Origin of the sequence: Denitrificimonas caeni DSM 24390, from assembly GCF_000421765.1 — a bacterium.
GTDB classification, from domain to species: domain Bacteria; phylum Pseudomonadota; class Gammaproteobacteria; order Pseudomonadales; family Pseudomonadaceae; genus Denitrificimonas; species Denitrificimonas caeni.
In genome coordinates, this window is sequence record NZ_ATXQ01000011.1 from 40,759 (window position 1) to 54,738 (window position 13,980).

The following is a 13,980-nucleotide window of genomic DNA, read 5'->3' on the forward strand; positions in this document are numbered from 1 at the left end:
ATAATTATTTTCACCAAGTTGCTTGACAACAAGGCGCTAAATCTCTTTAATAGCGCCCCGTTGAGCCCGGATAGCTCAGTCGGTAGAGCAGAGGATTGAAAATCCTCGTGTCGGCGGTTCGATTCCGTCTCCGGGCACCATATTTAAAAAAGCTCATTCAAATGAATGAGCTTTTTTTTGTCTAAATTTCCGTCAATCTGTACAACTAGCATCCCCTAGCAACGACTAATGAATGACGCATAGCATCGTCAGTTTAGCTCTATACTGTGGACAGTTACTCATTGTGAGCCCCAAGCAAAATGAAGCCACAGCGTTACTTACTAGTATTTTTTTTAATTTACTGCTCGCTTGCAATCTGTTGGCTGCTGGGTAGTCTTTGGCTGCACGACTCTTTTATTGTTGCCCTGCATGATAGTGATGCAAAGTTTGACTTGGCCAACCTGACCACATTCAGTCTTTCTTCAATACTGTATTGGTTTCTTGCTTTGCAATATCACGACAAGCAAAAAATCCAGCAGCACGATCAGGCCCAAATTAATCTAGACCGTTTACAACTGGCATTAGAGGCATCGCAAGAGGCTCTTTGGGATTGGAGTTTAAACGCAGAACAAGAGGTGTTTTTTTCCGCCGCCTACTGCGCCAACCTTGGCTTCACCCAAAAAGATTTTGGCCACAACCAGCAAGCTTGGCAAAATCGCTTACTGCCGGAAGAGCGCGAGCAAATTTACCGCAAAGTTATGCGCTTTATTGCTGAAGGTGAGGGTCACTACGACAGCACCTACCGCATGCTGCATCGCGATAACAGCCACCGCTGGATTCGTTCGCGTGGCGAGTTGATTAGGGACGCTGATGGCCAGCCAGTGCGCTTTATTGGTATTGCTCGGGATATTACCCAGCAGCGCGCCACCGCAGAACGCTTAAAACAGGCCATCGCGGTATTTGAATGCACCCATGAGGGTGTATTGATCACTGACCATACCAATACGATCATCCATATCAACCCGGCCTTCAGCCTCATTACGGGCTACAGCGCTGAGGAAGTACTTGGCCAGTCACCGCGCATGTTTAAATCAGGTCAGCACGCACATGAGTTTTACCAAGCGATGTGGAAAGCGTTAGAGGAAAAGGATCAATGGAGCGGAGAGATTTGGAACCGCCGCAAAAATGGTGAGATTTTGCCGCAATACCAAACCATTCGTTTAATTCGCGATGAGAACGGTTTTATCTCGCACAACGTAGCTGTTTTCTCAGATATTTCCGTGCTGAAAGACTCTCAATCTGAACTCAATTATCTCTCTTTGTATGACCCTTTGACTGGCTTAGCCAACCGCTCGCAACTTTACGATCGACTCAAAGGCTCTTTACGCACGATGATTGAGCGACAAAAAAACGGTACGGTTTTCCTCATCGACCTTGATCACTTCAAAAACATTAATGAAAGCTTAGGCCATAGCGTCGGTGATCAGCTTCTACAAGCTGTGGCGCAAAGAATTGCTAAAAAAATCTCAAGCCAAAGCATTCTCGCCCGAATAGGTGGTGATGAGTTTGTCGTCATCTGTGAAACCATTAACACCCCGGCCGAAGCAGCGGTGATGGCACAACAAATTATCAAAGCCAGTAAAGAGCCTTTCGTCTTGCACAATAACGAGCTTTTTATCAGTGCCAGTGTCGGTATCTGCCTGTACCCACGATCAGGCAACAGTGTTGAAGAAATCATGCGCAATGCTGACTCCGCTCTGAGCAAAGCCAAAGCCAGCGGTCGAGAAACCTTTGCCTTTTATTCCAGTGAGCTGACTGAGCAAGCATTCCAACGCATTCGTATCGCCAGCGAGTTACGTCATGCTTTAGAAAGTGATGGCCTAACGGTTTACTACCAACCTATTTATGCCATGGCTGCACAAAAGTTGGTCGGCTGCGAAGCCTTAGTGCGCTGGAACCATCCAGAGCGCGGCTTAATCGCCCCTAATGAGTTTATTCCGATTGCCGAAGAGAATGGTCTGATCAGTTCGATCGATCAATGGGTGCTTAAGCATGCTTGCGCACAGATGCATACTTGGCTTGCAGCAGGCGCTGATTTGGAGTTTATTGCGGTCAATCTTTCCAGTCGCTCTTTATCAAATATCCACTTAGCCGAAAAAGTCGCGCAAACTTTACATCACGCCCAACTTGGCGCGCAGCACCTGGAACTGGAAGTGACAGAAAGCGCTATGATGGAAGACCCGTTAAGTGCCGATATCATCCTGCGCCAGCTGCGAGACATTGGCGTACGCTTAGCCATTGATGACTTTGGTACCGGTTACTCATCGCTTGCTCGCCTCAAGTCATTACCTGTGCACAAGCTTAAGATTGACCAAAGTTTTATTAGCAACCTGCCAACTGGCCGCGACGACAAAGCCATCGTGCGAGCAATTATAGCCCTAGGTACCAGTATAGGCTTGGATGTGCAAGCAGAAGGCATCGAGACTGCCGAGCAAATGCAGTTTTTACAAAAACAAAACTGCGCGCTGGGGCAAGGCTATTTCTTCGGTCGTCCAATGCCTACAGACGACTTTACTAAGTTGCTCAACGACAGCGTCTTATTACAGCAGAGTTAACGGATTAATTGACCCAAACGACACTAGACCTGCACAAAGCTGAGAAAAAACAACATAAAAAATGGTGCAGCCACTGTCAGGATTAAACCGCTAATAATGGCGGTGGGTACATATTCGTAATTACAGGCTTTACGCACAAAAGGCAGGGTCGTATCCATCGCTGTGGCACCGCACACACCAATGCTGCTGTTGGCATAATTACGACCCAACAAAAACACTACGGTTAAGCCAATCAACTCGCGCATCAAGTCATTGAGCAAGGCCACACTGCCATAAGCATCGCCTAAATATTGCCCGGCCAATGCGCCTGACAAACTAAACCAACCAAAGCCGGTACTCAGCGCCAAAGCTACGGCCAATTGCTCGCCGGTGATAAAACTCAGAATAACCCCAGCGATCATTGAGCCAATCATCACTAAAAGTGGGATAACCAACACTCTAGGCGCTAACCAAGAACGGCTAATCGACACTTGCGCTAAATCCAAACCAATCAGTAATAACAAGACGTAGAGCCAGTAAGAAATATTAAAGACGATCTCGCCCAGTTGATTGTCGTGCCAGTGTAAGCGGTAAAAAAACGCGCCCAGCAACACCAAACTAAAGGCAATCAAACACTCTTTAATCGGATGCCACAAAGCCTTCCATGAGCTCGGCTCAGTATCAGCAACCAGCCGCTTATAGTTAAACGGCAGGATCAATACAAAGACTACAAAACTAATGGTAAAGGCATAGATAGCCGCATCTTTGAGAATACTTAAGCCGGCCGCCAGCGAGCTAAAGGCTTCGCCAGACTCCAAACCAATCACAAACAAAATCACCCAGACTACCGGGGTAATGCATTTTACCGATGAATAGATAAATACTTTCGGCAAGGCTTTGCCTAGACCATAGCCGCCAATTAAAAATAATAAGATGGGTACCACTGAGGATAAAATATTATACAAAACTGCTGACACAGACAGCCCCTTAGGGATCTAAGCAAAAACCAAGATGAAATAACTAAGGCCAATAGTCTAGTGCATTGCCTGCTGGAAAAGTCGCCTAGGCTGGACTTTTTCTCGCATCGAGCCAGCAGCTACAGGCCATAACCACTTAAAAGCCTAAAGCATTGCACCATCTGCACTATGCGCAGTACGTCGTTTAAGCTATTTTTTCAGCCAACGAACTGGTTTATCATGAGCAGCTTTAACCCCTAGGCTGATCCCCTATGCGTACCACTGCCCGCAATGCCCTGCTACTGATGATAGGCAGCTCCATCGTGCTTGCGCTGTCTTTGGGTATTCGCCATGCCTTTGGCTTGTTTTTACAACCCATGAGCATCGAGTTTGGCTGGGGCCGTGAAGTCTTTGCTTTTGCCATCGCCATCCAAAATCTTATATGGGGCTTGTTGCAGCCATTTGTCGGTGCTTTTGCCGATCGCTATGGGGTTAAGCGCACAGTGTTTATCAGCGCCATCGCCTACGCCTTAGGCTTGTTGCTGATGGCTTTTGCCAGCACACCGTCAGCGTTGGTGCTCAGCGCCGGCTTACTGATTGGCTTTGGCCTCTCCGGCACCTCATTTGCCGTACTGTTGTCAGCGGTCGGCCGCTCAGTCGTAGCAGAAAAGCGCAGCATGGCGATGGGTATTGCCAGTGCAGCGGGCTCGCTTGGGCAGTTTGTTATGCTGCCGGGCACTCTGGGTCTATTAGAGTGGCTGGGCTGGTCATCCGCATTACTAGTCTGTGCTGCGCTGATTGTTTTACTGATACCACTATCACGGATGTTGCATGAGGACCTCAGCAGTACACAAACAGAGGAATCCAAGCTGCCACTGCTGAGTGTCTTACGCCAAGTCGCTGGCCACACCGATTTCTGGCTGTTGTCGCTGGGCTTTCTAGTCTGTGGATTTCAGGTGGTCTTTATTGGCATTCATATCCCAGCTTACTTACTCGACCAACACTTGCCGGCACAAGCCGGCACCACTGTACTGGCGCTAGTGGGTTTATTTAATATTGCCGGTACTTGGTGCGCGGGCTGGCTCGGCGGCCGTTATGCTAAGCCGCAGCTGCTTGCCGCGTTATATTTACTGCGTGCAGTAGTCATTGCTTTGTTTTTCTATATGCCAATCAGCTTATTTTCGGCTTACGCCTTTGCCATCGCGATGGGCTTATTGTGGTTATCCACTGTGCCTTTGACCAATGGCACCATTGCCAGCATGTTTGGTGTACGTTATTTATCAATGCTGGCTGGGGTGGTGTTTTTATTCCATCAAATTGGCTCATTTTTAGGGGGCTGGCTCGGCGGCCTGGCCTATGATCAAACTGGCAGTTATGCCCTAGTGTGGCAATTATCAATTGTCTTAAGCGTGATTGCCGCCTTACTGAATCTGCCAATCCGTGAGCGCTTAGTGACTTTCTCGATAAGAGAAAAATGAGGCATGCAATGCAGCGAAAAAGACTTTACATAATAATAACCAGCAGCATGTTACTGATCGGCTTATTAGCTGCTGCATGGTGGGGCTGGTCACAAGCGGGGCTGGCCGTTTTACAGCTCGGTGTTGGTATTTGCTAACTGTTCAACAAAGACCTAAATCTAAAACAGCACCGTGCATATTGTCTGCAAGATTTTAGAAAATATCACTCTCGAACAAAACTTAGCCGACATGCTTCTTTAGCGTAATACAGGATCCAACCAGTGTCACAAAATACTGAACTTATAAAGAAGATCAGTGTCTTAATTAGCGCAGAACTTGTTATACAAGTTAGTCTGAAATTCCTAGGCGTTTTAAAGAAACATAAGCTGTTATTGAAAGTATGCCGCAAAAATCTTTAGCGAGCGCTTTCAATTAAATGGATTTTTTCAATGCTTAAAATATAAAAGTCCGATGGAGCTAGATGCTATGCAAACAAAAACTTTTTTAAAAAACTCTAAGTCTTTACTCATCTTATTAGCCGCAGGCAGTGCGCTAACTTTAGCGGGTTGTGCTGGTAACCCACCAACCGCACAAATGGCCGTAGCAACTCAATCACTCAATGCTGCAGAGACTGCCGGTGCAACTGAATACGCACCGGTAGAAATGCAATCGGCGCGTAAAAAAATGAACGAAGCAGAAAAAGCCGAGTTTGAGAAAGATTATGAAAAAGCTCAATATTTAGCAGAGCAAGCAGAATGGGATGCACGTGTTGCAGAGCGCAAAGCTCAAGCTGAAAAAGTTCAACGTGCAGTAGAAGATGCTAAACGCAGCGTAGAAGAACTGCGTAATGAAAGTTTACGTGGCAAGTAATTCAACCACCAATTGCCCGCCAACTTTATAAATTTTAAGGATATAACCCATGCGTAAATTAATCATTGTGCCTAGCCTACTTGCCTTAAGCATTGGCCTCACTGCATGTAGCAATCAGCCTAATATTGCTTTAGAGCAAGCTCGCGACAATGTCGCACAGCTCCAAAACAGCCCTGAAGCGTTAAAGCTTGCACCGTTAGAAACTAAAGATGCGGTTAAAATGCTTGATAAAGCAGACAAAGCCTATCGTGACGGTAAAAAAGAAGAAAACGTCAATCAATTGGCTTACTTAACAACTCGCCGTGCCGATTTAGCCAAGCAAACCATTGTTCTAAAAAACGGTGAAGCTGCTTTAAAAAATAAAGCCGGTGAGCGCGCTCAAGCTCGTTTAGATGCCCGCGAACTAGAAATCCAAAAGCTACAAGCTACACTCAGCGATTTAAATGCTAAGCAAACAGAACGTGGCTCGTTGGTAACCTTTGGTGATGTTTTATTTGATTTAAATAAAGCGGAATTAAAACCAGCGGCCTATCGCAACGTGCGTCAATTAGCTGAGTTTTTACGTGAAAACCCGACTCGCAAAGTGCTGATCGAAGGCTTCACTGATAGCACTGGTAGTGCAGCATACAACCTTCAGCTATCTGAGCAGCGCGCTCAAGCTGTTAAACGTGCTTTAGTTAAAGAAGGTGTCGACTTTAACAACATTCAAACTGTTGGCTTTGGCAAAGAATATCCTGTTGCTGACAATGCGACTCCAGCATCACGTTCGATGAATCGCCGTGTTGAAGTCACCATTTCGCATGACAACAAAGCGGTTGCGCCACGCCGTTAATCATCAACATGCTTAATAAAAAACCCAGCTTAGGCTGGGTTTTTTATTATCAACAGAATACTCTGCAGAAATTAGAACGTTGGTACAACTGCGCCCTTATATTTTTCATTGATAAAGGCTTTGGCTGCATCGCTGTGCAATGCTTTCACTAATTTTTGCACTGCTTCAGCATTTTTATTGTCTTCGCGGGTCACCAAAATATTCACATAAGGTGAATCTGCACCCTCAATCACTAACGCATCTTTGTTCGGGTTTAAGCCCGCTTCTAGAGCGTAGTTGGTGTTGATCAGCGCCAAGTCAACTTGGTTCAGAACGCGCGGCAACGTTGCTGCTTCAAGTTCGCGTACTTTGATTTTTTTAGGATTTTCAGTGATATCGCGTGGCGTGGCAGTGATACCCGCCTCTGGCTTAAGCTTGATCACGCCTGCAGTTTGTAGCAGCAACAAAGCACGACCACCATTGGTGGCATCATTTGGAATCACCACACTGGCACCCGTTTTTAAATCATCCAGCTGTTTGATTTTGCTCGAGTAAGCTCCGAAGGGCTCAATGTGTACACCGGCAACACTGATCAAAGTGGTGCCTTTAGTTTTATTGAACTCATCCAAGTAGGGCTGGTGTTGGAAGAAGTTCGCATCTAAGCGGCCTTCTGCTACCTGCACGTTCGGCTGCACATAATCGGTGAACACTTTTACGTCCAGCTCAACGCCTTGCTCAGCCAGAGCAGGTTTTAAAAACTCTAAAATTTCCGCATGCGGCACTGGTGTTGCAGCGACAGTTAATGGTTCAGCTTGCACAGCAAACACACTAAGGGCAGCCAACGCTAATAAGGTTTTTTTCATGCAATTACACTCCTATTGAACTCAGATGTGCCGCAAAATGCAGCTTTTTGTACTTATTTTCTAGAAAACCGTACCACAAGGCGATCACCGACGCTTTGTAAGACCTGCACCAGCAACAGCAGTAAGATTACCGTGACGACCATAACATCGGTTTGAAAACGTTGATAACCAAAACGGATCGCCAAATCGCCTAAACCACCCGCACCAACCACACCCGCCATCGCCGTGTAAGACACTAACGTAATAGCAGTCACCGTAGTTGCAGCAATAATACCGGGGCGCGCTTCAGGTAACAGTGCATTAAAAATAATCTGCCGAGTACTCGCGCCCATCGCTTGGGTTGCTTCAATAATACCGCGATCCACTTCGCGTAAAGATGTTTCCACCAAGCGCGCAAAAAACGGTGTCGTGCCAATCACCAAGGGTGGGATTGCTCCAGCCACGCCCAGCGAAGTACCGGTCATTATTACAGTAATTGGAATCATCACAATCAGCAGAATAATAAACGGTAGCGAACGCAACACATTGACGAAAAAGGACAGCAGTGCATAAAAAGCTCGGTGCTCAAACATTTGTCGTGGGCCGACTAAAAACAGCAACACGCCCATCGGCAACCCCAGCAATACCGTAAATAGCAGTGACCCGCCCAGCATCAGTAAAGTATCCAGAGTGGCTTGCCAGATTTCATACCAATCGAGATTCATCAATAACTCACTCATGGACGTAACACCTCAACATGCACGCCAGCAGCGCGTAACTGTTGCTCGGCGAGCATTTCTTTGCCGCCGGTTAAGGCTAACGTCAGCTGACCACAAGCCTGATCTTTAATACGCCCGATTCGGCCCGCTAAAATACTGTAATCAACGCCAGTCTCCCGTGCGACGCGCCCTAATAAAGGTGCATAGGTGGCTTCGCCAAGGAAAGTCAGGCGCACAATACGCCCAGAAACATGCTGATAATCCTCGCCAGGGGCAAGATCAGTATCCCCTTCAGTTTCCTGGACAAAGCGTTGTGTGGTCGGGTGCTGCGGATGCAGAAACACATCACTGACCAAGCCATGCTCAACAATCACACCGCCATCCATCACGCCAACACGATCACAGACGCGGCGAATCACATCCATCTCATGTGTGATCAAAACAATGGTTAAGCCCAGCTCTCGATTGATCTCAGCCAGTAACTGCAGAACTTGCGCAGTGGTTTGTGGGTCAAGCGCACTGGTTGCTTCATCACACAAAAGAATTTTCGGATCAGTCGCCAATGCCCGTGCAATCCCGACCCGTTGCTTCTGTCCGCCGGACAACTGCGCCGGATACTTATTGGCATGCTCACTTAAACCCACCCGCGCCAGCAATTCGACAACGCGTTGTTTAATCTGCACGCGCGGCAACTCACCAGCCAGCTTGAGCGGCATAGCGACATTGTCAGCCACAGTTTTAGAGGAGAGTAAGTTAAAGTGCTGAAAAATCATGCCAACCCTCTGACGAAAACGACGCAATCCTTGCGCATCGAGTGCAGTCACATCGACACCATCAACAATAATGCGCCCGCCAGAGGGTTCTTCTAGACGATTAATCAAACGCAACAAGGTGCTCTTACCCGCACCAGAATGGCCAATCAAGCCAAAAATCTCGCCACGTAGAACCTTAAGCTGCATCGATTGCAAAGCAGCAATGCTCTGTCCGTTTACAGCATAAGATTTATGTACATCGTGGAATTCAATCACGGTTTAACCTTGTTAGGGCGATGTTTAAGGCTCAGTCTGCCCAGCATCGCTTAGCATGAAAAGTTATTTTAAATTCTATATATAGATCGTTTTACAATGATTTATTCGGGGTAATTACCAATTGTGCAGGGCTATCACTACGAATCACTTCTTGTAAACGCGGCTTAAAACTAGCATCAAGTTTCTTTACCCGTGCCGACAGCAAGGTTGCAACCCAGTGAAAATCACGGGTATCCGCCACTTCAATACTGACTGCAGCGCGAAATCGAACCACATCGCTGGCCACATCATCCAGTAAGCGACCCAACTGGTGATCGTTGCGACTGGCTAACATCGGCATCGGCAATGTGGTGCTATCGGCCAGCGGATCAATAATACGCGCTTTTTTACTGCGGGGTTTCGTTGTTGCCAGCGGCGCTTGCTCTAGTTTTGGCTCCATCACTGTGGGCTCGATTACGGTGACAGCAGGCGCTGTTTTAATCGGTGTGGCGATTTTTCTCGCGGGTACGCGTGGCGCAGGTTTAGCCGCAGCCGGGCGTTTAACCACAGGCTTGACAATCTCTTGCTCAACCACTGGCGGCACAACTTGTGCCTGCACTTCAGCTAAAGCAGTACTCAAACCTTCAGTCAAAGCTGGTGCTTGGGGCATTAAGCGCTTGGCATGCATCAACGCAGTGCTGGCAGCCAGCACATCAGCATTCTGTAAGGCTTGTTGGCCATTTTTCAGCCAAGCCGCAGCGAGGCGTTGCTGCAAGGCAGGCAAGCGCTCATCGTCAGAATAATCAGCACCCAGTGTTTGCAGTTGCTGCTCGGCAGCGACCAATTGATTGCCCTCAACATAGGTGTCGAAGACCTGTGCAGAAACTGCAAACTGATCAATGACTGGCTCACTGATTTGCTTAGCCGGAGCCTGACAAGCGCTTAGTGCCATAGCAAGACTAAACGCTAACAGGCTGCGCCATATAATTTGCGTCATGCAATCTATCCTCTGCCTAAAAACAGCTCGCAGTCTACACTGCTCTACTAGGTAGCAGAAGATCAATGCCTAATACGTCACCGAGCAAATCACTCGGTCACGCATGGCTGATTAATTATTGCTCAAGCGCTGATTGCAATTGCTCGCTTGCTGACCAAATACGGTAACGCACTTCCACGCCTTTTGGCGCATACACTACGACCGGTAATTTGCTGTTGTAACCGAGGGTAAAGTTGTCACCCTGCACCGGCACAAAAGCTTCTGTTTTAGTATTGTCAGGACAAGCCATCATGGTTGCAATAGGTCCTGCGACATTGTCTAACTGATAATAACTGTAGCCCCAGCCAGATAAATCCTTCTTAGTAAAATCACCCATTAATCCACGCGTATTGCAATCAGTCATCATTAACTTGCCAGGCACAATCTCAATCTTTAGCAGTTCTTCATGCGGTTGCTCAGCCAGCCAAATGACATGACGAGCCTGTCCTTCTGATGCCGCTGGAAAATCAGCAACGCTACTTAGTTCTGGGGTTGGTCCAGTGGCACAGGCCACCGTCGCAAATGAAAATGCTGTTACAAGAGTCATTGTTAGCGCTTTGCGCATAATCTAAATCCTTATTTTTACCGGTTGTAGAGCGCGACTTTACCGCCCCCCATGGTTTTTATGACCCTCAGTTGGCACGGCAGTTCAGGGCAACCACTGCTTTAACGCCGTTGCGGCACGATAAAACTGAGCAAAAATAACGCCGCAGCGCACACCACAATCGAGGGGCCTGCCGGCGTGTCCAGATGCCATGACATCGCCAAACCAGCACAGACGGCAAGCATCCCCAACAGGCTGGCACCAATGGCCATTTGCTCAGGACTACGGGCATGGCGCTGCGCCGCGGCTGCAGGAATAATCAGTAATGAGGTGATCAGCAGCACACCGACGATTTTCATCGCCACGGCAATCACCAAAGCCATCAGCACCATCAACACTAAGCGCAGCTTCGCCACAGGCAAGCCTTCGACCTCGGCCAACTCCTCATGCACGGTAATCGCCAACAATGGTCGCCACAACGCAATCATGCAGATTAATACCAGCGCACTACCCGCGCCGATCCAGACTAAATCCATGGCGCTCACGGCAAGCAAATCACCAAATAAGTAGCCCATTAAATCAACCCGCACCGACTCCATAAAACTTAGAGTGACCAAACCGAGCGATAAGGTACTGTGCGCTAAAATCCCTAGAATGGTGTCTGAAGCTAAAGGCTGACGCCGCTGCAGCGCCACTAAAACAAAGGCCAGCAAAAGACAGCCGACAATCACTGCTAACGCCAGATTAATATCAAACAGCAAGCCCAGCGCCACCCCAAATAGCGCGGAGTGCGCCAAGGTGTCGCCAAAATAAGCCATGCGTCGCCACACTACAAAAGCCCCTAAGGGGCCGGCTACCACCGCCAAGAACAGTCCTGCGCATAAGGCGTATAAAAGAAAATCAGGCATGTGTGCAGTCCGGCCCATGTTGGTGAGTTTTTGGAGTTAACACGCAGCCATGCAAATCATGTTTATGGTCGTGATCATGATGGTAGACCGCAAGATCATTGGCCGCACGTGAGCCAAATAACTCAACAAAAGCGGGATCATTGCTGACTTGTTCCGGCAATCCTGAGCAGCACACGTGGCGATTTAAGCAAATTACCCGATCGGTGGCGCGCATCACCAAATGCAAATCATGGGAAATCATCAACACGCCACAGCCATAACGATCACGTAACTGACCAATCAAGTTGTACAACTCAAGCTGACCATTGACATCAACGCCTTGCACCGGCTCATCAAGCACCAATAATTGCGGTTTACGCAATAACGCTCGCGCCAGCAACACCCGCTGTAATTCACCACCAGAGATGCGTTGCAGCGGGCTATTGAGCACTTTAACCGCACCCACTTCAGTCAGCGCAGCAATCACTTGTTCACGACTGACGCCGGGTACTAAGCGTAAAAAGCGTAGCACCGACAAAGGTAAGGTGGCATGCACTTCCAGTTTTTGCGGCATATAACCAATGCGTAACTGCGGGGCGCGCCAAACACTACCGTTATCTGGCGCTAACAAACCCAGCAGCACTCGCACCAGTGAAGTTTTACCTGAGCCATTGGGCCCTACTAAGGTCACAATTTCACCGGCGGCAATTTGCAAACTGACATCTGCCAGCACACTTTGCTCAGACAGGGTTAAATTTAAATGCTCGGCACGTAATAAAGTAGCGCTCATGCGGCCTCGCGACAGGCAGCGCAGATGCCAAGAATTTCGACCATTTGCGTTTCCACAGTAAAGCCCATCTGCTCGGCTTCACTGCTAATCGCCGTATCAATCTGGCTGTGCTGCACCAGCTCATAGGCGTTATTACACTGTTTGCAAATCATAAAATAACCTTCATGGGCCACTTCTGGATGGCTGCAACCAATATAGGCATTGAGCGAAGCCAGCCGATGAATCAAACCATTCTCTAATAAAAAATCCAAACCACGGTACACCGTTGGTGGCGCAGCACGGCGGCCATCTTCACGACTGAGCACTTCTAAAATATCGTAGGCCCCCAGCGGCTTATGGCTTTGCCAAACCAACTCCAGCACGCGCTTACGCAAAGGCGTCAAACGCACACCACGTTGCGCACACACATCTTCCGCAGACTCAAGCGCTTGACTGATGCACTGATGATGTTGATGCGATTGACAAACCGTTGATGTTTTTAACATAACAGCAGCATCCTGATTAAAGAGACGTTATTATATAACTCTTTGCTTACGGAGTGTACCGCTGTGTTTCGTTTCTTGCTGATCAGTTGCTTAACCTTATGGAGTATCAGCGCTCAAGCGCAGGTGCAAATTTTAACCAGTATTAAGCCCTTACAGCTGATCGCCGCGGCCATTCAAGACGGTCAAGGTGAGCCGCAAGTGCTGCTACCGCCGGGTGCCTCACCGCACTATTTTGTGCTGCGTCCGTCGGATGCCAAGCGTTTAGATCAGGCTGATTTATTTTACTGGATCGGCCCGGACCTGGAGAACTTCTTACCGCGTCTGTTAACACAGCGCAGTCAACTCAGTGTCGCCGTGCAAACACTGCCAGCATTACAACTGCAGTATTTCGGTGAAGCACAGGTGCATGCCGAAGATGAAGACGAGCACGGCCATACTGACGAACTGGTTGAGCATGATCATAACCATCAGCCCGGCACAGTCGATGCCCATTTATGGTTGCTGCCACACAATGCCAAAGTGATTGCCCAGCGCATGAGTGCTGATTTAAGCCAGTTGGATCCTAATAACGCCAAGCAGTATGCCGCTAACTTGCAAGCCTTTAGTCAGCGTTTAGATCGCCTAGACCAGCAACTGCAAGCGCAACTTCAGCCGCTGCAGAGTAAATCCTTTTTTGTCTTTCATGAGGCATTTAATTATTTTGAGCAGGCCTATGGCTTAAAACATGTCGGCGTTTTTGCTTTATCGGGCGAACTACAACCCGGTGCCAAACACGTCAACCAAATGCGCCAGCGTTTACAGCAAACCGGTCCCAGCTGTGTGTTTAGCGAACCGCCACTGCAGCCTCGCTTGGCTCACACCCTGGCTGATGGTTTACCGGTAATCCTTGCCGAACTGGATGCTTTAGGTAGCAACATTGAAGTCAACGCAGTGGGTTACGAACAACTTTTGCAACATTTGGCTGAGCAGTTTTCGACCTGCTTAACAAGCTTCTAAAGGCAAC

Annotated in this window: 14 protein-coding genes and 1 tRNA gene; 6 read left to right on the top strand and 9 right to left on the bottom strand. The window is 48.2% G+C overall.

What is annotated here, in order from left to right; genetic code table 11:
• The first annotated feature begins 64 nt into the window (after positions 1-64).
• Positions 65-140: transfer RNA gene (locus H591_RS0113220), tRNA-Phe, on the top strand.
• 159 nt (positions 141-299) lie between these two features.
• A complete protein-coding gene (locus tag H591_RS15470) occupies positions 300-2,594 on the top strand; it encodes a putative bifunctional diguanylate cyclase/phosphodiesterase (RefSeq protein WP_022967445.1) in 2,295 nt (764 codons plus the stop codon).
• 23 nt (positions 2,595-2,617) lie between these two features.
• Here H591_RS15470 and H591_RS0113230 read toward each other — a convergent pair whose 3' ends face one another.
• Positions 2,618-3,550: a lysine exporter LysO family protein gene (locus H591_RS0113230; protein ID WP_022967446.1), complete on the bottom strand. Its 933-nt coding sequence runs from the start codon at positions 3,548-3,550 to the stop codon at positions 2,618-2,620.
• A gap of 251 nt (positions 3,551-3,801) precedes the next feature.
• On the opposite strand from H591_RS0113230, the gene H591_RS0113235 reads away from it, so the two are divergent.
• The 3 genes from H591_RS0113235 (at position 3,802) to H591_RS0113250 (ending at position 6,688) form a co-directional block, all read left to right on the top strand.
• Positions 3,802-5,007, top strand: coding sequence for an MFS transporter (locus tag H591_RS0113235; RefSeq protein WP_022967447.1), 1,206 nt, complete (start codon positions 3,802-3,804; stop codon positions 5,005-5,007).
• 450 nt (positions 5,008-5,457) lie between these two features.
• On the top strand, positions 5,458-5,856 hold the full coding sequence (locus H591_RS0113245; protein WP_028244440.1) for a DUF4398 domain-containing protein: 399 nt from the start codon (positions 5,458-5,460) through the stop codon (positions 5,854-5,856).
• A gap of 49 nt (positions 5,857-5,905) precedes the next feature.
• Complete coding sequence (locus tag H591_RS0113250) at positions 5,906-6,688, top strand: OmpA family protein (RefSeq protein WP_022967450.1); 783 nt, start codon at positions 5,906-5,908, stop codon at positions 6,686-6,688.
• A 71-nt stretch (positions 6,689-6,759) separates the two neighbouring features.
• Here the strand turns inward: H591_RS0113250 and H591_RS0113255 are convergent, their stop codons facing one another.
• The 8 genes from H591_RS0113255 to H591_RS0113290 all read right to left on the bottom strand — a co-directional run bounded on the left by H591_RS0113255 (position 6,760) and on the right by H591_RS0113290 (position 12,977).
• Entirely contained in the window at positions 6,760-7,530 is a 771-nt protein-coding gene (locus tag H591_RS0113255) for a MetQ/NlpA family ABC transporter substrate-binding protein (protein ID WP_022967451.1), read from the bottom strand.
• Positions 7,531-7,583: 53 nt separating this feature from the next.
• Positions 7,584-8,249: a methionine ABC transporter permease gene (locus tag H591_RS0113260; protein ID WP_022967452.1), complete on the bottom strand. Its 666-nt coding sequence runs from the start codon at positions 8,247-8,249 to the stop codon at positions 7,584-7,586.
• Complete coding sequence (locus H591_RS0113265; RefSeq protein ID WP_022967453.1) at positions 8,246-9,256, bottom strand: methionine ABC transporter ATP-binding protein; 1,011 nt, start codon at positions 9,254-9,256, stop codon at positions 8,246-8,248. Before H591_RS0113265 ends, H591_RS0113260 begins: the two co-directional genes overlap by 4 nt.
• A gap of 91 nt (positions 9,257-9,347) precedes the next feature.
• Positions 9,348-10,232: a hypothetical protein gene (locus tag H591_RS15760; protein ID WP_022967454.1), complete on the bottom strand. Its 885-nt coding sequence runs from the start codon at positions 10,230-10,232 to the stop codon at positions 9,348-9,350.
• A gap of 115 nt (positions 10,233-10,347) precedes the next feature.
• Entirely contained in the window at positions 10,348-10,818 is a 471-nt protein-coding gene (eco, locus tag H591_RS0113275; RefSeq protein ID WP_028244441.1) for a serine protease inhibitor ecotin, read from the bottom strand.
• 119 nt (positions 10,819-10,937) lie between these two features.
• Positions 10,938-11,723, bottom strand: coding sequence for a zinc ABC transporter permease subunit ZnuB (znuB, locus tag H591_RS0113280; RefSeq protein ID WP_022967456.1), 786 nt, complete (start codon positions 11,721-11,723; stop codon positions 10,938-10,940).
• Positions 11,716-12,492: a zinc ABC transporter ATP-binding protein ZnuC gene (znuC, locus tag H591_RS0113285; RefSeq protein WP_022967457.1), complete on the bottom strand. Its 777-nt coding sequence runs from the start codon at positions 12,490-12,492 to the stop codon at positions 11,716-11,718. Before znuC ends, znuB begins: the two co-directional genes overlap by 8 nt.
• On the bottom strand, positions 12,489-12,977 hold the full coding sequence (locus H591_RS0113290) for a Fur family transcriptional regulator (RefSeq protein ID WP_022967458.1): 489 nt from the start codon (positions 12,975-12,977) through the stop codon (positions 12,489-12,491). Before H591_RS0113290 ends, znuC begins: the two co-directional genes overlap by 4 nt.
• A gap of 63 nt (positions 12,978-13,040) precedes the next feature.
• Between H591_RS0113290 and znuA the strand changes: the two genes are divergently transcribed.
• Positions 13,041-13,973 carry a zinc ABC transporter substrate-binding protein ZnuA gene (znuA, locus tag H591_RS0113295; RefSeq protein WP_022967459.1) on the top strand — a complete coding sequence of 311 codons (933 nt, stop codon included), beginning with the start codon at positions 13,041-13,043 and terminating at the stop codon, positions 13,971-13,973.
• Positions 13,974-13,980 lie beyond the last annotated feature (7 nt).